This window comes from Sphingobium vermicomposti (assembly GCF_011762025.1).
GTDB classification, from domain to species: domain Bacteria; phylum Pseudomonadota; class Alphaproteobacteria; order Sphingomonadales; family Sphingomonadaceae; genus Sphingobium; species Sphingobium vermicomposti.
Window position 1 is genome coordinate 26,406 of record NZ_JAASQR010000003.1, and the last position, 18,297, is coordinate 44,702.

Genomic DNA, 18,297 nt, shown 5'->3' on the forward strand with positions numbered 1-18,297 from the left:
TCCGGCGTCACGGAGCAGCGATTGACAAACAGGGTCAAATGCGGCTTCGCGATATTCAATCCCGTCAATGGGTTCAATCGGCAAAAGCACGAGCGAGACGCGATGAAGCTGATAATACAAATTCCCTGCCTCAATGAAGAAGACTCGCTTCCAACGGCGCTCGCTGCGCTGCCAAGGCACATTCCGGGCATCGACAAGGTCGAATGGCTGATCATCAACGATGGCAGCACCGATCGCACCGTTGAAGTAGCGCGGGAACTGGGCGTCGATCATATCGTCGACCTTCCGATCAACCGGGGGCTGGCCTATGCCTTCATGGCGGGCCTGAAACGCTGCCTTGCCGAAGGCGCGGACATCATCGTCAATACCGACGCCGACAATCAATATAATGCCGACGATATACCGGCCCTGATCCAGCCCATTTTGCAACGACGCGCCGAATTGGTGATCGGCGACCGCCCGATTTCCACCATCGCCCATTTTTCCTGGGTCAAGCGCAAGCTCCAACGGCTGGGTACAAAAGTCGTGCGCTGGGTGTCCAAGGCGGACATTCACGACGCGCCCAGCGGCTTCCGCGCCATTTCCCGCACCGCCGCGCTAGAGATCAATATTTTCGACGGCTACACCTACACGCTGGAATCGATTATCCAGGCGGGGCTGTCCAACATCCCCATCACGTCGGTGCCGATCCGCGTGAATGGCGAAACGCGCCCGTCGCGGCTGTTGCGGTCGATGCACAATTATATCCTGCGCTCGATCCGTTCGATCCTGCGCAGCTTCTTCATCTACAAGCCGTGGATGACATTTTTCTACCTCAGCCTCGCTCCGTTGCTGATCGGCACCGGGTTGGTGATACGCTGGATGGCGCTGTTCGCCGCCGGGACGGAGCGCGCGCATGTGCCCAGTCTGGTCGCGGCCGCTGGCCTGCTGCTGCTGGCGGGGTTGATGTGGATCGCGGGGCTACTGGGCGAACAACTGCTGATCAACCGACGCATGCTGCACGACCTGCAACTGCGCCTGCGCGATACCCGCACTGCCCGATATGACGTGATGAAGGACGGCAGCGCCCTATGACGGCATCCCCGCGCGACCTGATGGCCCAGCATGCGCTGGGTGAAATCCCGAAGATTCTGACCCTGCTTGACCGCACGCCGGTCAGCCGGACCTATGGCTGTTTCGATCGCATCTACTGGCATTACCGGATGATCGATTTCCCGTGCGGGATGAGCCAGGAATTCGTCTATTCGCTCGCGCTCGCATGGTCGCTCGATATACCGGGCAACGTTTATTACCGAGCGCCCGCCATCCGGGACTTTGTGGAAGCCGGCATCCGCTTCGCCGCCCGCTCCGCGCATCCTGACGGGTCATGCGACGACTATTACCCGTTCGAACGCGCGGCGGGCGCGGCGGCTTTCTCCCTGCTGGCCTGTCTTGAGGCCGCGTCCATCATCGGGCTTCAGGACGATCCAGAAATCCGCGACTTTTTCCGCCGCCGGGCGAAATGGCTCGCGACCCATCATGAATCGGGCCGCCTGTCCAATCATGAGGCGCTGATCGTCGCCAACCTCATCCGCATGTCCGCGCTGGAAGGCCCGGATTGGGAAGCCCCCTTGCGCGAACGCGCGGCGCGGCTGCTGTCCTGGCAGGATGAGGAAGGCTGGTTCGACGAATATGGCGGCGCTGATCCGGGCTATCTCAGCCTGACGATCGGACTATTGGCCGAAAGCGACCGTCGTCGCCCTGACCTTGGCCTGCGTCCCGCCTGTGAGCGCGCCATCCGCTTCTTTGCGCATTTCGTGCATCCCGACGGCACGGTAGGCGGCTCCTATACCAGCCGGGGAACGCAGAATTTCTTCCCGCACGGCTTTCAAATCGCTGGCGAATGGATGCCCGAAGCGCTGGCCGTCACCGATCGCGCCGCCGCGCTGTTCGCGGCGGGCGGTCCGCCCTGCTATTCCGATGACCACATCATCGGCCATCATCTTTGGAGCTGGCTGCTATGCTGGTCGGAATGGCGTGAAGATCGAGCCGCAGCCCAATCCCCAGCCCCCTCCGCCTATTTCCCGCGATCAGGCATGCTGGTCGACCGCAAGGCAGACCAGACCCTATATTGCGGCCTGCGTCAGGGCGCAGCCTTCCAACTGTTCGACGGCGACAAGCTCGCCACCGCGGACAGCGGCATTTCGATCCAGACGCATGACGGCAAAACCGCCGTGCAGCATCTGGCGGGCGACTATGACATCGCCCAGGGTCCCGAAGGCCTGTCCGTCATCGGCAGGATGGCCTGGGCCAAGGCAACGCTGCTGACGCCGATCAAATCCGTAGTCCTGCGCTGTATCATGATTATCCTTGGCCGTTTCTTCCCCGACCTCATCCGGCGACTGCTCCAGAAAATTCTCGTGACAGGCCGACGGGATGCCCCCTTCCGTTTCCACCGCGCGCTGCGCTGGGATGGCGCAAGCTGGACCGTCCGGGATGAAATCTTCGCGGACGATGGCTGGGGCAATGTCGCACGGATCGGCATCGCCGGGTTCCAGACTTCATCCACCACCATCATGGCGCGCGTCTGGCAGGCGAACCATATTCAACCCTGGCAGGACCTGACCGCCGCCATCGCACAGCTTGGCGATGCCGACCCGCTGATCATCGAACGGCGCTTACCCGGCAACGGAGCCGCCTGATGCGCAAGCTGATCAGCCTCGCCATCAGCTTTGGCATATTGGTCATCATCTGGCGGAGCGTCGACGCAGCCCGCGTGCTGGCGGTATTTCGTGACGCGGACCGCATGTGGCTGGCCGCCAGCCTGCTCGCCGCCGTGCCATTGACGATTGCGACCGCGATCCGGTTCGCCATGCTCAGCCGCTCGCCCATTCCGTTCGGCGCATCGTTGCGCCTGATCCTGTCAGCATCGACGCTTAACGCCGTCCTACCGTCCAAGATGGGCGACATCGCCAAAAGCTGGGTGTTGGCGCAAAAATACGGCTTGCCGGCAGGACGCGCCGTCTCCCTCGTCGTGTTTGAAAAGATGATGGACATGGCCGCACTCCTGCTGTGGGGCATGTTCGCGCTATTCTGGACCGCAGGCACCGATTGGCTGCTTTGGTTATTTGCCGCCGCCGTCGCCGGGCTGTTCCTGCTGCTGGCGCTGATGATGGCCCCCTTTCCGCTCGCGCGAAAGCCGCTCAACTGGATCATCGCCCGCCTGCCCCGCAAGGTTTCGGGGAAACTGGCCGGGTTCATGGACGAATGGGTCACCATGACCGACTGGTTCTGGTCGCGCAGGACGCGGGCTATGGCCACGCTGCTCTTTTCCATCGCCTTGTGGGGCGCGCATCTGTGCCAATTCTGGCTGTTCACGAAGGCAGTGCACGCCACCGTCCCGCTGATCGACAATCTGGCATTCGCGACCCTGTCGATCCTCGCCGGGCTGGTGCCGCTGACCATGGCCGGTATCGGCAGCCGGGACGCCGCCATCATCCAGCTGTACCAGGGCTGGCTGTCCCCGGCGGCGGGCGCGGCCGTGGGCGTGCTCGCCACCTCCCGCTATATCCTTCCCGCCATCGCGGGCGCGCCGTTCATGCGCGATTATTGGCATCGTCGAAATCAGGGGATTACGGTTGCAGATACGCCGGATTGACGCCGGGCTGGCGCTTTTCATCGGCCTCATCGTGCTGGCCATGGCGCGCTATGGCGCGGAAGCCTTTGCATCCGGGCCGTGGACGATGGCGGACGACGCTCGGCAGTTCCTGGCCTGGGGCGCAAGGATCGGCAACCCGTCCGCCATGCCCCATGACCTGCTGGCCGATTATTGGCAGCAGGCCGCGCCTCCACTTTATCGCGCGCTGCTTTATGGCGCGAATGCGCTGGGCATCGGACCGGTAGGGATCGCCAGCCTGCTCGCCTTCCCCCTGATCGGGGCGAGCGCCCTTCTCACATGGCGGCTGGCCGGTTGCTTCGCCCTCGACCGTTCGCGCAAGCTGTTCGCGGCCATCTGCGTCATGGCCGCGATCCTGCATAATGACTCCATCTTTTCAGGCACGCCCCGCGCCTTCGCCTCCCCCCTCATCCTGATGATGATGCTGGGCATGGCGACCCGCCGCCATGGCTTGACGCTGGCGGGCCTGCTATTGTCCAGCCTGATCTATCCGGCCCCGGCGATCACATGCCTTGGCATCTTCGCGCTGCACCTTATGGACTGGCGCTGGCCGTGGACGCTGCGGTGGCGGTCGGTGGCCATGCTGGCGCTAGCGGGGGTCACGGTCGTAGCGTCCGGCCTGTTCTTCAAGGCGGGCCTGGCCGATTGGGGACCGACCCTGCTCCTGCAAGAAGCCCGCAATGTCCCCAGCCTCGCGACCTTTGACGGACGCAGCAGCATCGTCGGGCGAAGCGGCGACGTCGCCTGGCTCTGTTCGGCGCGGATCGGCTTCCTGCCCGCCATCGTCAATTGTCAGGGCAATGGCGATCCCCGCCTGATCCTGAACGCGTTGCTGAGTGTGCTTCCCATCATCGCATTGTGGATCACCGGACGCCGCCGTCACGATCAAAATCCCAACGCCGCCACGGCATGGCCACTATTGCCCTACAGCCTGATCTCATCGCTGATCTGCTATAGTCTCGCCGCGCTGGTGGCCTTCACCTTCCATCTCCCGGCGCGTTACAGCCAGCCGGTGCTGCTGGTGATGGGCAGCCTCGCCTTCGGCCTGCTGACCGGCGGCTGGTGGTCGCGCGGCATGGATCGCCTCGCCCGCTCTCGCCCGATGGCCCGCATGGCGATCATCACCATCGCCGCGCTGATTGGCATCGCCGCATTCGCCACCCCAAAGATGCGACTGGTCCGCCCGGCCAGCTCCGATCTTGTGGCGCTGATCGCCAGCACCCCCCATGGCACTCGCGTTGCGGGGATCGACGATGACCTGGCCATCATACCCGCCCGCACCGGGCGCACGGTGCTGGCAACGCCAGAGCACGACATCCCCTATCACCGCCGCTATCATCGGGATCATCAGGCGCTGCTGCGCAGTTCGATGGCGATGGGCGAGTTGCAGCAGCCAGTCCTGACGGCAGAGGTGCGCCGACAGAATATCGACCTCCTCATTTTCGACCGGCATTTCCTGGAAAGCGGCGTCCTGCCCGCCAGCTATAGCGCGGCGCTGCCCCCGCCCCACCGCATCGCGCCCTCATTCGACCGGATTGCCCCGTTGCGCGCGGCGTCCTGCCGGGTAATCGAAACACCTCAATGGGTGGCGATATTCACGTCCTGCCTCAAACGACCCGCCCCATGACCCTTTTATCTCGTCAGGACGGAAAGCGCCCCTCGTCCATCCAGGACAAAATCGCCAAGGCACCACGTTCGGACGAAGATTCCGTCCCCGCCGACATGGTGTAGTCAAAAATCGACTGTTGTTGCGCGCGATAGTGCAGGCCGCGTTCGCGATAGGCGGGGAGAAGGGGGAATAGCTCGTCCGCCGACCGAACCACATCCCCGGCGCTCCACGACAGGTAAGGCAGCTCTTCTTCACGCGAGCGGCTGTGCGTATCGATGAAGAATGCGGGGCGGGGACGGCAGAGAAATTCGTAAATCTGGCTGCTGACATCGCCGATATAGGCGTCGCAGCCTAAAGTGTAGCTCATGTCGCTAAGACGCGGGCTGTCGACGTCGATATGGATATTCGCCAGGCCCTGCCAGCGCGGATCAAGATCGGGTCGCCGCTTCATCACCCTATATTCCGGTGAGATATGCAGCTTCTTGCGAAACAGCATGACATGCGGCGCGAAAATCAGGTTGAAGTCGCGCCCCGCGCCGAACGCGAACCAGTCGATGATGGCATGACCATGGGCATACCAGCTCGACAGATAGGGATCGAAATGAGGATTATAGAGGAAGGTCGGCCGGTCATTGCCGAAAAAGGAGGGGCGCGCATCCTTGTCGATCAGGTCGAACTTGGGATAGCCGATGATGACGATGGCGTCGGGCCGCGCCAGTCCATGGCTCAACATTTCGTCGGCGACCTTCTGGCCTGACACCAGCATCGCGTCGAAATTCGCCATGGCCGGATGATAGGTCACGGACCGGTCACCCGCGCCATGGGGTATGAAGATGAACTGGGGGCCGCCGCCCTTCCACTCCCGCTTCAGCAGCAGGCAGGTGCGTTCCGGGCTGACGATCACCGCCGCATTTCGCAGGGCGGTGGCGTGCCGCTTCAATCGCGCCATCCGTTCGGTCGGAGCGATCCGGTTGACCAACCGCAGGATCGGCCCAACTCGGCCCAGCCCCAGATCGAACCAGATGATGCGCGAAGCGGTCTCCTCCCCCACAATCGCCCGAACACCCTGTGCGATAGCGTCCGTGCCAAAGGCGCAGACAAGCGGAAAGCCGATGGGCTTACCCGCAAGGGCGCGAAGAATCCCGGCAGTATGCGCAAGCTGATGCGTCGCATCATGATTGAACAGGAACAGGACCGCTCCCGGCGGGATGGAATGGGGATCAGTTCGTTTCTGCATGTGGGTATCTGGTAATGGCGGGCGCGACCATCGTCAAAACGAGGAGCTTCCCAGCTGGATCACCTAAGGGCAAAGATCAGGAGTTTTCGTCGCCCAAGCTGAGCAGGTGCGACAAGACGGTAGCGGTCACCCAGTGCCAACCACAATATCTCCCTCGTTAGCATATTACTGCTGCTCGGTTTCGCTTCGGAATCAACGATGATGACGGCTGGGCGCTGAGCCAACATCTCCTTTAATGCGTCGGAAACTGACGCGCCTAAGGCTCTTGCTTCCTTAAGATGATTCAAATGGCTCGGAAAGACAAAGCGCGTGCTGACGCAAGCCCCCGTCAGGGAGTAGATTATGGGTGGCCCCTCGAAGACATGTAGGCATCCGCCATTCAGATGCTCAGCCACGATCGCAGATATATGTTCTACCTGTTGCCGGTTCCCTTCCTTCCTGAACTCAGAATAAACCTTTATTCCTCCAGAAATTCCGCCTGTCAGCAGCAGCAACGGAGCAAGAAAAGTGAACTTGCCATGCCGTGCCAGCGCTGGCGCAGCTAAGATAGCAAGCGGTGGCAAGAGAGGCAGGACATAGTGATCATAATAACTGCCAAATATTAAATAGCCCAATGTCGCAGCAACCGTCCACGAACGGACAAAGAGTAGCTCCGCTCGAAGTTGTCCAGTTGCAAGCGAGGCTTCCCTCGTGACTACGACCGCAGCGATCCAGAATGGGGTTAGCAACGCGACACTTATCGCCAAGCGTCGCCAACCCTCCCAAAGCGGCTCTTCTCGCCCGAAAACAGACAAGAAATTAGCGTGAATGAAAGTACCAGTTTCTCCCAGAAACGCATAATAGGCCAACGCGGCCCCCGTGGGCAGCAGTGCGCAAGCGATCCAAGCGAACGCATGCAGCACTAACGCAGCCCAGCTTGCCCGTTCCCGCCAGCACCGCCACATCAAGGCGAGACCTATGAAGATTCCTTCGAAAACGACCGAATATTTAACCTGAATAGCGACCCCCAGCAAAAGCATGATGCCCATGCCCTTCAGGAGCAGGGACCCGTCCTTCGGCCCCGCCAAAACCCTCATCGTGCCCAGTACAGCTGCAACCACGATCAAATTGTAAAATACCGGTGACTGGCCACCAACACCACGAAAAGTCAGCAAGAATAGTAAATAGCCGACGCCGGCAACCATTGCGCCAGCAGGTTCCGCAATACGCAAAGCGACCCGGTAGATCATGAATGCGGTAGCCGCCGCAACCGCACATGCCGCTAACTGGTAGGTATAAATACCGCTACCGCCCAGCGTGCTCGCCCAATAAATGAGGAATAGCCCGATCGGTTTACGGTCCCAAATATCGATATAAGGGAGCAGTCCTGCATGCATGCGTTGCCCAACAAGCAGATAGAACTGTTCGTCTATGTGAATGACGGGATTGCCGAACATGGGCGAACGCGACAACAACGCTACAGCGATGAACAGTAGCGCTGGCCAGAGCCAATCACTGCGCCAACGAACGGCGCGATACTCGTCAATCACTTCCGGCGCCACGTGAAGAATGACGAAGCCACATAGTTCCACACTGCACCAATCACCGCCCCGGCGATTCCGGCTACCCACCAGCGCTCATTCCCAAAATACAGGAATGATGCGACCCCGACATTTGCAATCGCGCCGATACCACACACTGCGTAAAAGCTCAGGAGTCCACCGATCATTCGCCACCCCCGAAGCTGACGGTCACGATATGTGAGGACATTGTTCAGGCTGAAATTGGAAGCAATCGCAACCGCCACGGCAACGGACTGAGCGACGACGAAAGAGAGACCAAAGGATAGCATCAATCGCAAGAGTAACAGGTGAACTAAGAGACCCGATCCACCAACCGCCGCGAACAGGAAGAGCCGAGCGGGGATAAAGCGGCCCGTCTTCTTTTCCAAAAGCAACAGCAGAAAATCGATCGAAACATTGACGTCCAGCTTACTCTCACCAGCTGTTCGGCAACGAAAATGATATGGGACTTCTGATACCTTCAGCTTACCCGGACTGGACATCAAAATGTCCAAAAGGATTTTGAAACCGATCAGACTGAGCCGTGGCATCAACTCTACGACCAAGTCGCGCCGGACAGCAAGAAAACCACTCATCGGATCAGTTACAGGGTTCTTATTGACGCGACCTGCAACAACAGTGGCAAAGCGGCTGATCAAAGCTCTGCTCTGCGCCCAGGAACCAAGGGAACCATTTTGGGCATATCGGGTCCCCAAAGCTACATCTGCTCCATCGTCAACGCATTGAAGCAGCTTGGGAAGGACTTCCTCGTCATGCTGCATATCCGCATCCATGACCGCCACTATCGGGGCAGCGGTCGCCATCATTCCTTCGACCGCTGCTGAAGAAAGCCCTCGCCGACCGAAGCGACGGATGAGCCGAACATTGAAATGCTGATCCATCAGCTGATAGATCGCCTCAGGCGTACCATCTCGCGAATCGTCATCGACGAATATGACTTCCCAACCGCGATCCGGCATGACAGCCTGAAGCTTCGCGAAAAGCGGTTGGACGTTGTCCCGCTCCTCAAATGTTGGGACGACTACGCAGTAGCGAGGCGGAGCCCATTCCTGCTCCGTAGAAGGAACTGTGATCTTTAGATTGTGCATCTTTACCGCCGCTGACAGGATCGCTGCCGTAAGCCTTAGATCTCACCAGCACAATCATTCTTTACACCGCTGAAGAGTCTGCAGCGAACACGCCATCTTCGGACCGGCGGGTCCCTCTGCCGACAGGCAATCAAACCACCATCGTCGAAACCCACCATCCCGGCAGCGCCGCCACCGCAAGGCATGTTCCCAACGGCACGCGGGTCTGTCTGTCCACGGCGCTTCCCCGCGCCAGGCTGGCCAGCACCGCCATCAATCCCAGACTGGACGCCGCCAGCAATATGAAGGGCAGCGCCTGCCAGCCAAACCATGCACCCAACGCTCCCAACAGCTTGGCATCGCCCAGGCCCAACCCCTCGCGCCCTCGCATCAGGCGATAGCCGGTCGCGACGGCCAACAAACTGAAATAGCCCGCCCCCGCCCCAATCAGCCGGTCGGTCAGCAACGGATCGGTGATCCACAGGCCGACCGTCAGCCCCAGAAACGCCAGCGGCAGGGTCAGCGCGTCAGGCAGCCAGAAATGCCGCCAATCAAGCACCGCCAGCACCAGCAGAAGCCATCCGAACAATGCCCATCCCGCTCCGACCAGCCCCGGCGCAAAGCCAAGCGCCAGCGCACCGATGATCGCGCACCCCGCCTCCACGCGCCCATGCAACGGATCGATCGTCGCACCGCAAGTCCGGCAGCGGCCGCGCTGTGCCAGCGCGCTCAGCATCGGCACAAGGTCGATGGCGCTCAAGACCCGTCCGCATCCGTCACAAGCGGAACGGGCCCGCACCACGCTCCGGCCCTCCGGCCAGCGCAGGATCAGCGTCGCCAGGAAACTGCCCGCAATGGCCCCGGCGATCCCGCCCAGGCAGGCGGCAAGCGGATCGATCACAGCGTCCCTTCGACCTTCAGCACGCGCGCTCCGCCCACGCCCGCAAATCCCGATTTGGCGAGCGCATCGGCCAGCGTCGCGTCCGCCGTTTCCACCCGCATCTCCGCCACATAACGGCCCGACCGCCATATCCGCAGGGTCAGCTTTTCCATCCCCGACTGGCTGGCCAGCGGCAGCAGCAGCGCGTCGCCATCACAGCTCGCCATCCCCGACAGCCCCTGACTGAGGTTCAGGCCGGGGAACTGCCCGGCCATCTGCGCCCTCACCCGCCCTTCGGCATGGCCGCACCGATCGCCAGAGAAATAGGCGCTCACATCGTCCATCACCAGGCTACCGATCGGCAGCGGCGCGAATGTCCGCCCCAGCGGCACCGCGCCCGTCACATCGTCCACGCCCGACCGACCGAACCCGACCGTCAGCGCACCGCTCAGATCGTCCGCCGCGCCGCTGCGCCGCTCTATGTCAAACCGCGCCCGCGCCATCAGCAGCGACACCGGCGAAAGCGCCGCGCGCACCGACCCCAGCGGCATTGCCCCCAGCATCAGCTGGTCGATCCGCGCGTTCCAAATGGTGCCACGCACATCCCGCGCCGCGACACCGACCCGCTCCACCCCGGCAAGGCCCAGCGCGATCCGCATCGGCATGAACAGGATAAAGCCCACGGCGAACAGCAGGATCAACGTCAGCCGGGCGCGGCGGGACAGATGCAGGCCCATCATTGCCCCGTTCCCCGCACCAGCACGGCCTGAACCGAAAGGCTGCCCGCCGTCGCCGAAGGCCGCGCGCTGATCGTGTCCACCCGCACCCCCTGCGCCTCCAGCGCCGCCAGCCAGGAAAACAGCGCAACCGGCCGCACCGAAGCCATGGCGATTTCCACCCTGTTCGTCCCTTGCGCCTGCGCCCGCTCCAGCGTCAGCCCCGCCTCGCCTGCCGCCTGACCGATCAACTGATCGACCGGAGCCGCCGCAGCGTCAGTCGCGGCATTACGGGGCAGCGACTTCAGCAGCTTCACCTTCATCCTGATATCGGCATTGCGGTCCGTCGCCTGCGCCAAGGTATCACGCGCCGACCGCTGCCCGGCCTGAAGCGGCCAAAGGACGCCCAGCCACAGGATTACCACGGCCAGCAAGGCGACCATGACGCCCAGCATCCACTGTTCGCGGGGCGACCGTTGGTCCCACAGGCTTTTCATCCGTTCCATCATGACCGCACCGTAATGTCCGCCAGCGTCCGCCCGCCTGGATCCTGGGAAGGCGTCGCCGTTATGGTGAATCCCGCCGCCTGCAAAGCGATCAGCACGCGATTAATCTCATCCGCCTTCGCCGCCGCCAGCGTCGCGCGGATCATCCCGTCAGGATCGCGCGACAGCACGGTCAACGACACACCCGGCTCAGCCTGGATCGCCGCCAGCAGCCCGGCGACCGGCGCGGTGAAGGCATAGGCCCCCGCGCCACGCTCGGCCAACTGCCGGTCCATCTCCGCCTGCGCCGCGTCCAGATTATCCGCGCCCGGCACCACCTCCCGCGCCAGCGCCAGGCTTTCCGCGTCCAGTCGGCCCGCCGTCATATGCTCGCGCGCCATGCCGATCAGCGCGATCATCAGGCTGGCGATCAGGATCAGACCGCTCCACAGCATGATCCGGCCCAGCGTCCGCTTGTCTACCGAACGGCGCACCCGCTTGGCAAAATCCCCTTGCCGCAGGTCCAGCGGCGGATCGGCCAGCGCGGCGATCGCCGTGGCGGCCACCTGTTCGGCAGTCACGTCTTGCACCGGCGCATCGCCGATCAGCTCAGCCAAGGCGATGTCGCCCGGCAACGCAAAATCCGCGCCCCGCAACACCAGGTCGCCGCCAACCATGCCCCGGCTGAACCCTTCATCAGGTTCGGGCAGCAGCAACGCGGCAGGCACAATGATATCCGGGTCCAGCCCATGATGCTGCGCCCACAGCAACCAGTGCTGCAAGTCGGCCCGCGCTGCCACCGCGACGATATGCGAGCGAGCGGGATCTTCATTGCGGTCCGCAACGGCGAACAACTGGTCGGCAGGCACGATCCCCGCCGCCAGCGCCGCGAGCCGCGCGGCGGCGCGTCCCTGACGCGGCGGCAGGTCGGGATGGCGGAACCAATGCAGCGTCACCAGAGCCGCCGGCGGGACCAGCATGACCACCGCGCCGGGCGGCAAAGCGGTCAATCCGCACTCCGCCAGCCAGTTCGCCCCCGCCCCCTGCTGCACCACCGCGCTATCGGCCACGCGCATCCATAGCGGTTCACCCTGCTCGGCCAGAAAGACGATCAGTCCGTCGCGGACAATCATGCGCCCGATCCCCAATTGCGGCGGATCAATCTGGCGGGGCTTTCCCGCGCATCGACCAGCGCCTGCTCGACCACCTCTGTTCCCCCGACGTCCACCGACACTTCCACTCCGAAAAATCCTGTCGTCACTTTGACCTGCTGCCCGACTTCTTCCAACGGATTGATCCCCTGGCTCGCCAATGGCTGCCAGAATTGGAACGTGCTGCCGTAACCCTCCACAGGCCGCCGCGCCAGTAGCTCGCGCGCCTGCGCGACGCTGATCTGCCCCTGCAACAACATCGCGAACAAGGGTGCCTGCGACGGCAACAGTGTGTTGATGTTGATCGGCGACAACTCCGCCGTGGGCAACGCACATATCCAGGGTCGCACCACATCATAGATGGCAGGCGTCACGCCCGCGACCGCCCGCAACTCGCTGGGATCGACCATGAAGCGATTGGCGGCGCGATAGGGCCGCGCCGCCTGCGCATAGCTTTCATCCTCCGCCCCGCCCGGCTGCGGAACGCTGTCCGTATCGATCCAGTCGCCCAGCGACGTCGCCGCCAGCTGCGCCTGCCGCGCGTCCACGCCCAGCGCCTGCAACAGCGCCTGAAATTGCGATATGCCGACAGGCCGAACCTTCAAATTCGCCTCATTCTCTCCCGCCACCACGCTGTTCAGGTTAAAACAGTTGCCGCCATCCGTGACCCGCGCGGTCGCCATGCCGCCGGGGACTGGGATGGGCTGCGCCGTGCCCATCCAGTTGCCCGCCAGCGTAGTCTTCCCCGGATTGGCCGCGACCAGATCGCCGATCCTGATCCGCGCAATCTCCACGCCTGCGTCGGCAAAGGCGCGCGCCTGATCGATCGACCCGCCATTGCCGGTCATGCGCGTCGCCAGCGCCAACCGCTCAAGCGCCGTCGAAGCAACCACCGCCATGACAGCGACCAGCAACAGGACCGTCAGCAACGCCGCGCCCCGCTCATTATGCCCGCCAGCATCAACCAATGGCCGCCTCCCCTTCCACCACCGGCTTTTCATCCGGGCCGGGTCCCACCAGGAACCGCAGGGTCACAGGGGGTTCGCCCGTGCGCGTCACCGTCATTTCGACCGCGCGCGGCATCAGGTCGGGCTGGGTCGGCGTCCACTCCTCACGCCATTCCCCCTGCGCATCACGAAAACGCAGCGCCACATCATCCACATGGTCCAGCAGGGCGGCAGGCTCATCGCCAGCAGCGCCATCGACCTGGGCATAGGTGCGCCGTTCCAGCCGCCCCTGGCGCACCCAATATTCAACCTTCTGCAACGAAGGCCGGGGCATGTCGCCCAGATTGTCCCAGCCGCCCCGCACAAACTGCATGACCGGCACGGCCTCATCCTCGCGATGGGACCAGAAAGCCGGGGCCAGCGTCCCTGCCTCCGTGCGGCTGATGCGCGGCACCGCCTGCCCCAGGTCGGCGGCCATCGCCCCACCGGCCCGTTGCACCGCCGCCAGATCATCCAGTCTGGTCTTGATCTGCCCCTGCGCCGACACGCTATTTCCCAATAACAATACGCCCGCCGCCGCGAGCAGGGCGAAAATCATCAACGCCACCAGCAATTCGATCAGCGTAAAGCCGCCCTGCTCACCCCGGCCCTGACCCCCGCGCATCACGGCACCACCCGCACAAAGCTCAGCACGACCGGCGATGACCCAGCCTGCCCGTCCACCGTCAGGTCGACTTGCAACAGCCGCTTGTCGTCCATCGCCTTGACCTCCCGGTTCCAGCGCCAGCGGCGGCCACCATTATCCACCTCGCCCTCATCCGTGCCGACCGAAGGCGGCGCGGGGTCGGTCTGCATTTCCACCATCAGATTCCGCGCGACGATCTGCCCCATCGCCTTGCTGTCCAGGTCCGCCGCCGTCCGCAACGTCACCCCCTGCAACCGCACGAGCGCCAGCGCGGCAAGGCTGAACACAGCCAGCGCGACCAGCATCTCCAACAGCGTGAAGCCCCTTTCGCCCTTCCTCCGTGTTCCTGCGCAGGCAGGAACCCAGTCCAGACGGCGGGACTGCAGTCCTGCATCTTCCTCAACCACCGACCATGACCTTCCCGGCCATATCCACCGTCACCGCCACCCGCTCCGCTTCACGCGTCAGCGTCACGGTCATGGGGTCGGTGGGCAAGCCCGTTCCGTCGAAGCCTATTTGCTGCCGCCCGTCCTTTCCCACCAACGCCCGCGTGCCGGTCTTCCAATTGGCGCTGACAAATGGCTTGTCCTCCACCGGCACCCATTGCTTCCCTTCGCGCCGCTGAAAGCCATAGCCCGATGCGGAAACCCACACGCCCATGGGACGGGACGTCACGACCGCTTCGTCGCGCGCGGCGGCAACGCGCGCGGCAAAGCGGTCAGCATCATCAACCACCCGCCCGCGCGGGTCGGGTATGGCCATCACGACGGCAGCGGAAATGAAGCCGATGATCGTCAGCACGACCATCAGCTCGATCAACGTGAAGCCGTGTTCGGCGGAGCGTCGCGAAGAAACGAAGCCCATCTCCCGACCTCCGTTCGTTTCGAGCGAAGTCGAGAAACGCATCCCGACACGCTCAAACCGGACGGAACAACCATCAAAGCGCGCTGGAAAAGATATCCGCATTTTCATTCTCGCCGCCCGGCTGGCCATCGGCGCCCAGCGAACTGATGTCGAACGCGCCCTTTCGTCCCGGCACCGCATAGCCATAGGCCCGCCCCCACGGATCATCGGGCAGCTTCTTGATATAGCCGCCCCTGCGATAACGCTGCGGCTGCGCCAGCGAAGCCGGCGGGCTTATCAGCGCCTGCAATCCATCGGTCTGCGAAGGGTAGCTCAGATTATCCAGCCTATACTGTTCCAGCGCCTGCTCAATCGTGGAAATATCCGCCTTCGCCTTTTCGACGCGGGCCGTGTCGGTGGCCGGAATGACGTTGATAGCGACAATGGTCGCCAGCAAGCCGATGATCACGATGACCACCATCAACTCCACCAGGGTGAAGCCGTTTTCCTCTACATTCTCACCTCCGTCCGCCCTGAGCCCATCGAAGGGCTTCTCTTCTTCCCGAAAGAAGTGGAAAGCTTCCAGAAGCTCGGCCCGAACGGTTTTCCAGCTAATCATAAATACTCCTTCAGCCGCCCGTAAGGCTCTGCAATTGCAGGATGGGCAGCAGGATAGACAGGATGATGACGGCGACAATGCCGCCCATCAATATGATGATGACCGGCTCCAGCATGGCGAGCGCGGCGGACGTGAAGCTGTCAAACTCCCGCTCCAGATAATCAGCCGCGCGTTCCAGCATGGTGTCGAGCCGCCCCGCGCTCTCACCGCTCGCCGCGAGATAGACCAGCAACGGCGGAAAGACGCCCGCCCGCCGCAGCGCCGCCGACAGGCTCCCGCCGCCGCGAATGGCCTCGACAATGTCTTCCGACGCCTGCCGCAGTACCCGGTTGTGCACCGTCTGGGTGGTCAGCACCAACCCCTCCATCAGGGGAAGGCGGCTCGCCACCATCGTCGACAATGTCCGCGCCATCCGGGCGGCATGCAGGTCGCGGATCAGGCGGCCCAGCAAAGGCAGCCGCAGCATCATGCCGTCGAACCGATGACGAAACCCCTCCACCTTCAACGCCCGCCAGAAACCAATCGCGGAAGAGACCATCAATATCGCAAGCAGCCACCAATAATTGGCAAGAAAGGCTGAAAGCCCCATCACCATCCGCGTCAGCAACGGCAAGTCCTGCCCGACCGTATCGAACTGTTCCACGACCTTGGGAACGACAAAGATCATCAGCGCCGCGACGACGGCGACGGCAAAAACCGCCAGCACACTCGGATAGGCGATGGCCGTCAGCACCTTGGACCGGATGACCGCCTGCCGTTCCATCAGGTCGGACAGCCGGTCCATGATCGTGGGCAGGCTGCCCGAACTTTCGCCCGCCGAAACCATTGCACGGTATAGCGGCGGAAAGCTTTTCGGCTCCGCACCCAGCGCGTCGGCCAGCCTGCGGCCTTCCATCACGCCCGAATGCACCTTGCCCACAATCGCCTGCACATGCACCTGCTCGCTCTGCCGCCCGATGGTGCGCAACGCCTCCTCCAGCGGGCTGACCTCGATCAGCGTCGCCAGCTGGCGGGTGAACAGCGTCAATTCCTTCGCCGACAGCCGGGGCGCCCGCAACGACAGCCCAGCCCGCTTGCGCGCGACCTCCGCCGCGCCCGCTTCCAGCCGCACGACAAACAGCTTGCGCGCATCCAGCCGGGCGCGGGCGTCATCGATCGTCCCGGCCTTGACCGATCCCTTGCGCTCCTTACCTGCGGGGTCGATTGCGATATAATCGAACTCAGCCATCGCCGATGGTTTCCGCCTCGGCCGCGTCGCTCCGCGACACGCGGATGGCTTCTTCCGCCGTCGTCTGCCCATCACGCACCAGCGCGCGAGCCGCCGATCCCAGATTGGGCGCGTTCAGGAAAGCATGGCGCGCGATCAGCGATTCATCGCCGCCATCGTTGATCAGGCGGCGGATGGTGTCGTCCACCCGGATCGCCTCGAACACGCCGATCCGTCCCTTGTAGCCCGTGCCATTGCACTCGTCGCATCCGCGCGCGCGGTAGATGATCGTTCCGGGATCGAAACCAAGCAGCGCGCTCGCCGACTTGTCCGCCTGCACCGGCTCGCGGCAATGCTGGCACAGCCGCCGCACCAGCCGCTGCGCGACCACCGCGCGCAGGGTCGACGCGAGCAGGAACGGCTCGACCCGCATGTCCCGCATCCGCGTAATCGCGCCCACCGCGTCATTGGTATGGACCGTAGACAGCACCAGATGGCCCGTCAGCGACGCCTGCACAGCGATTTCCGCCGTCTCACGGTCGCGGATTTCGCCCACCATCACCACGTCCGGGTCCTGCCGCAGGATCGCGCGCAGCCCCGCAGCGAACGTCAGGCCGACCTTCGCATTCACCTGCGTTTGGCCGACCCCTTCCATCGCATATTCAACCGGGTCCTCGACCGTCAATATATTGCGCGACCCATCGTTCAGAGTCCGCAGGCCGGCATAAAGCGTCGTCGTCTTGCCCGACCCCGTCGGCCCGGTGACCAGAATAATCCCGTTCGGCTCCTGCAATCCCTCCCGGAATATACGGTCCGCCGCCCCCGCCATGCCCAGCAGGTCCAGGTTCATGCCCGCATTTTCCTTGTCCAATATGCGCAGTACCACCCGCTCGCCCGCCCGGCTGGGCAGCGTCGACACGCGCACGTCCAACAGCTTGCCACCCAGCGTCAGCCCGATTCGGCCATCCTGCGGCACCCGCCGCTCGGCAATGTCCAACCGGGCCATCACCTTGATGCGGCTGACCACCACCGGCGCGACATGTGGCGGCATGCGCAAAGTCTCGCGCAGCAGGCCATCCACGCGCATCCGCACGATCAGGCCCGTCTCATAGGGTTCGATATGAATGTCCGAAACACCCTGCCGCGCCGCCTCGGCGATGATGCCGTTGATCAGCCGGATCGCAGGCGCATCGTCGGCGCTGTCGAGCAGATCGTCGGCGGTTGGAATGTCGGCAGCCAATATGTCCAGCTCGTCCGCGCCCACGTCCAGCGACCCGACCATGGCGGCGGCGCTGCCCTCCATCGCATAATGGTCGGACAGGTGCCGGTCGAATTGCGCTCCATCGACAAAGCACACGTCGAAACTGCGCGCCAGATGCCGCCGCACTTCCAGCAGCACGCGCGGATCGCTCCCTTCGCGCACCGCTATGGTCAACCGATCGCCGTCGGGCGGCAGCATGACCACGCCATGTTTGCGCGCAAAGACATAGGGGATATCAACAGCGCGCGGGACGGCGTTGATGGCGGGTTCGGTCCCGTTCACCCCAACCTCCGTTCGGGCTGAGCCTGTGGAAGCCCTGCTCCTTTCTTTAGCGATATAATGTCCTTCGACAGCCTCAGGGCGAACGGGAAGA

At 63.2% G+C, this 18,297-nt stretch carries 18 protein-coding genes; 4 read left to right on the plus strand and 14 right to left on the minus strand.

Features of this window, described 5'->3' with window-relative positions; genetic code table 11:
- The first annotated feature begins 21 nt into the window (after positions 1-21).
- The 4 genes from FHS54_RS09700 to FHS54_RS09715 are packed head-to-tail and all read left to right on the plus strand — an operon-like array spanning position 22 to position 5,282.
- On the plus strand, positions 22-1,074 hold the full coding sequence (locus FHS54_RS09700; RefSeq protein ID WP_243855725.1) for a glycosyltransferase family 2 protein: 1,053 nt from the start codon (positions 22-24) through the stop codon (positions 1,072-1,074).
- Positions 1,071-2,681: a hypothetical protein gene (locus FHS54_RS09705; protein ID WP_167303645.1), complete on the plus strand. Its 1,611-nt coding sequence runs from the start codon at positions 1,071-1,073 to the stop codon at positions 2,679-2,681. The genes FHS54_RS09700 and FHS54_RS09705 overlap by 4 nt, the downstream gene beginning before the upstream one ends.
- Positions 2,681-3,637, plus strand: coding sequence for a lysylphosphatidylglycerol synthase transmembrane domain-containing protein (locus FHS54_RS09710; protein ID WP_167303646.1), 957 nt, complete (start codon positions 2,681-2,683; stop codon positions 3,635-3,637). Before FHS54_RS09705 ends, FHS54_RS09710 begins: the two co-directional genes overlap by 1 nt.
- Complete coding sequence (locus FHS54_RS09715) at positions 3,618-5,282, plus strand: hypothetical protein (protein WP_167303647.1); 1,665 nt, start codon at positions 3,618-3,620, stop codon at positions 5,280-5,282. The genes FHS54_RS09710 and FHS54_RS09715 overlap by 20 nt, the downstream gene beginning before the upstream one ends.
- 13 nt (positions 5,283-5,295) lie before the next feature.
- Here the strand turns inward: FHS54_RS09715 and FHS54_RS09720 are convergent, their stop codons facing one another.
- The 14 genes from FHS54_RS09720 to gspE all read right to left on the minus strand — a co-directional run bounded on the left by FHS54_RS09720 (position 5,296) and on the right by gspE (position 18,206).
- On the minus strand, positions 5,296-6,501 hold the full coding sequence (locus tag FHS54_RS09720) for a hypothetical protein (protein WP_167303648.1): 1,206 nt from the start codon (positions 6,499-6,501) through the stop codon (positions 5,296-5,298).
- A 59-nt stretch (positions 6,502-6,560) separates the two neighbouring features.
- Positions 6,561-8,030 carry an ArnT family glycosyltransferase gene (locus FHS54_RS09725; RefSeq protein WP_167303649.1) on the minus strand — a complete coding sequence of 490 codons (1,470 nt, stop codon included), beginning with the start codon at positions 8,028-8,030 and terminating at the stop codon, positions 6,561-6,563.
- Positions 8,027-9,151 (minus strand): glycosyltransferase family 2 protein, encoded by a 1,125-nt coding sequence (locus tag FHS54_RS09730; RefSeq protein ID WP_167303650.1) that lies wholly within the window; start codon positions 9,149-9,151, stop codon positions 8,027-8,029. The genes FHS54_RS09725 and FHS54_RS09730 overlap by 4 nt, the downstream gene beginning before the upstream one ends.
- Before the next feature lie 130 nt (positions 9,152-9,281).
- Complete coding sequence (locus FHS54_RS09735) at positions 9,282-10,031, minus strand: prepilin peptidase (RefSeq protein ID WP_167303651.1); 750 nt, start codon at positions 10,029-10,031, stop codon at positions 9,282-9,284.
- Positions 10,028-10,750, minus strand: coding sequence for a type II secretion system protein N (gene gspN, locus FHS54_RS09740; RefSeq protein ID WP_167303652.1), 723 nt, complete (start codon positions 10,748-10,750; stop codon positions 10,028-10,030). The genes FHS54_RS09735 and gspN overlap by 4 nt, the downstream gene beginning before the upstream one ends.
- Positions 10,747-11,235, minus strand: coding sequence for a type II secretion system protein GspM (gene gspM / locus FHS54_RS09745; protein ID WP_167303653.1), 489 nt, complete (start codon positions 11,233-11,235; stop codon positions 10,747-10,749). The genes gspN and gspM overlap by 4 nt, the downstream gene beginning before the upstream one ends.
- Positions 11,232-12,344, minus strand: coding sequence for a type II secretion system protein GspL (gene gspL / locus FHS54_RS09750; RefSeq protein ID WP_167303654.1), 1,113 nt, complete (start codon positions 12,342-12,344; stop codon positions 11,232-11,234). Before gspL ends, gspM begins: the two co-directional genes overlap by 4 nt.
- Positions 12,341-13,363, minus strand: a complete 1,023-nt coding sequence (gene gspK, locus FHS54_RS09755; RefSeq protein ID WP_167303655.1) for a type II secretion system minor pseudopilin GspK — start codon at positions 13,361-13,363, stop codon at positions 12,341-12,343. Before gspK ends, gspL begins: the two co-directional genes overlap by 4 nt.
- Entirely contained in the window at positions 13,323-13,973 is a 651-nt protein-coding gene (gene gspJ, locus FHS54_RS09760) for a type II secretion system minor pseudopilin GspJ (RefSeq protein WP_167304338.1), read from the minus strand. Before gspJ ends, gspK begins: the two co-directional genes overlap by 41 nt.
- Entirely contained in the window at positions 13,973-14,365 is a 393-nt protein-coding gene (gspI, locus tag FHS54_RS09765; protein WP_167304340.1) for a type II secretion system minor pseudopilin GspI, read from the minus strand. The genes gspJ and gspI overlap by 1 nt, the downstream gene beginning before the upstream one ends.
- 28 nt (positions 14,366-14,393) lie before the next feature.
- On the minus strand, positions 14,394-14,858 hold the full coding sequence (locus tag FHS54_RS09770; RefSeq protein WP_167303656.1) for a GspH/FimT family pseudopilin: 465 nt from the start codon (positions 14,856-14,858) through the stop codon (positions 14,394-14,396).
- Positions 14,859-14,931: 73 nt separating this feature from the next.
- Entirely contained in the window at positions 14,932-15,456 is a 525-nt protein-coding gene (gene gspG, locus FHS54_RS09775; RefSeq protein ID WP_167303657.1) for a type II secretion system major pseudopilin GspG, read from the minus strand.
- Positions 15,457-15,466: 10 nt separating this feature from the next.
- Complete coding sequence (gene gspF, locus FHS54_RS09780; protein ID WP_167303658.1) at positions 15,467-16,684, minus strand: type II secretion system inner membrane protein GspF; 1,218 nt, start codon at positions 16,682-16,684, stop codon at positions 15,467-15,469.
- The gene (gene gspE / locus FHS54_RS09785) at positions 16,677-18,206 is read right to left on the minus strand and encodes a type II secretion system ATPase GspE (protein ID WP_167303659.1); all 1,530 of its coding nucleotides are present in this window, start codon (positions 18,204-18,206) and stop codon (positions 16,677-16,679) included. The genes gspF and gspE overlap by 8 nt, the downstream gene beginning before the upstream one ends.
- Between the last annotated feature and the right edge of the window lie 91 nt (positions 18,207-18,297).

What these genes read in the sequence shown, in the direction of transcription:
- FHS54_RS09730 (WP_167303650.1), bottom strand. Translation starts at nt 9,151, where the DNA reads ATGCACAATCTAAAGATCACAGTTCCTTCTACGGAGCAGGAATGGGCT.
- FHS54_RS09710 (WP_167303646.1), top strand. Translation starts at nt 2,681, where the DNA reads ATGCGCAAGCTGATCAGCCTCGCCATCAGCTTTGGCATATTGGTCATC.
- gspN (WP_167303652.1), bottom strand. Translation starts at nt 10,750, where the DNA reads ATGATGGGCCTGCATCTGTCCCGCCGCGCCCGGCTGACGTTGATCCTG.
- gspF (WP_167303658.1), bottom strand. Translation starts at nt 16,684, where the DNA reads ATGGCTGAGTTCGATTATATCGCAATCGACCCCGCAGGTAAGGAGCGC.
- gspM (WP_167303653.1), bottom strand. Translation starts at nt 11,235, where the DNA reads ATGATGGAACGGATGAAAAGCCTGTGGGACCAACGGTCGCCCCGCGAA.
- gspL (WP_167303654.1), bottom strand. Translation starts at nt 12,344, where the DNA reads ATGATTGTCCGCGACGGACTGATCGTCTTTCTGGCCGAGCAGGGTGAA.
- gspK (WP_167303655.1), bottom strand. Translation starts at nt 13,363, where the DNA reads ATGAAAAGCCGGTGGTGGAAGGGGAGGCGGCCATTGGTTGATGCTGGC.
- FHS54_RS09770 (WP_167303656.1), bottom strand. Translation starts at nt 14,858, where the DNA reads ATGGGCTTCGTTTCTTCGCGACGCTCCGCCGAACACGGCTTCACGTTG.
- FHS54_RS09720 (WP_167303648.1), bottom strand. Translation starts at nt 6,501, where the DNA reads ATGCAGAAACGAACTGATCCCCATTCCATCCCGCCGGGAGCGGTCCTG.
- FHS54_RS09705 (WP_167303645.1), top strand. Translation starts at nt 1,071, where the DNA reads ATGACGGCATCCCCGCGCGACCTGATGGCCCAGCATGCGCTGGGTGAA.
- gspG (WP_167303657.1), bottom strand. Translation starts at nt 15,456, where the DNA reads ATGATTAGCTGGAAAACCGTTCGGGCCGAGCTTCTGGAAGCTTTCCAC.
- gspJ (WP_167304338.1), bottom strand. Translation starts at nt 13,973, where the DNA reads ATGCGCGGGGGTCAGGGCCGGGGTGAGCAGGGCGGCTTTACGCTGATC.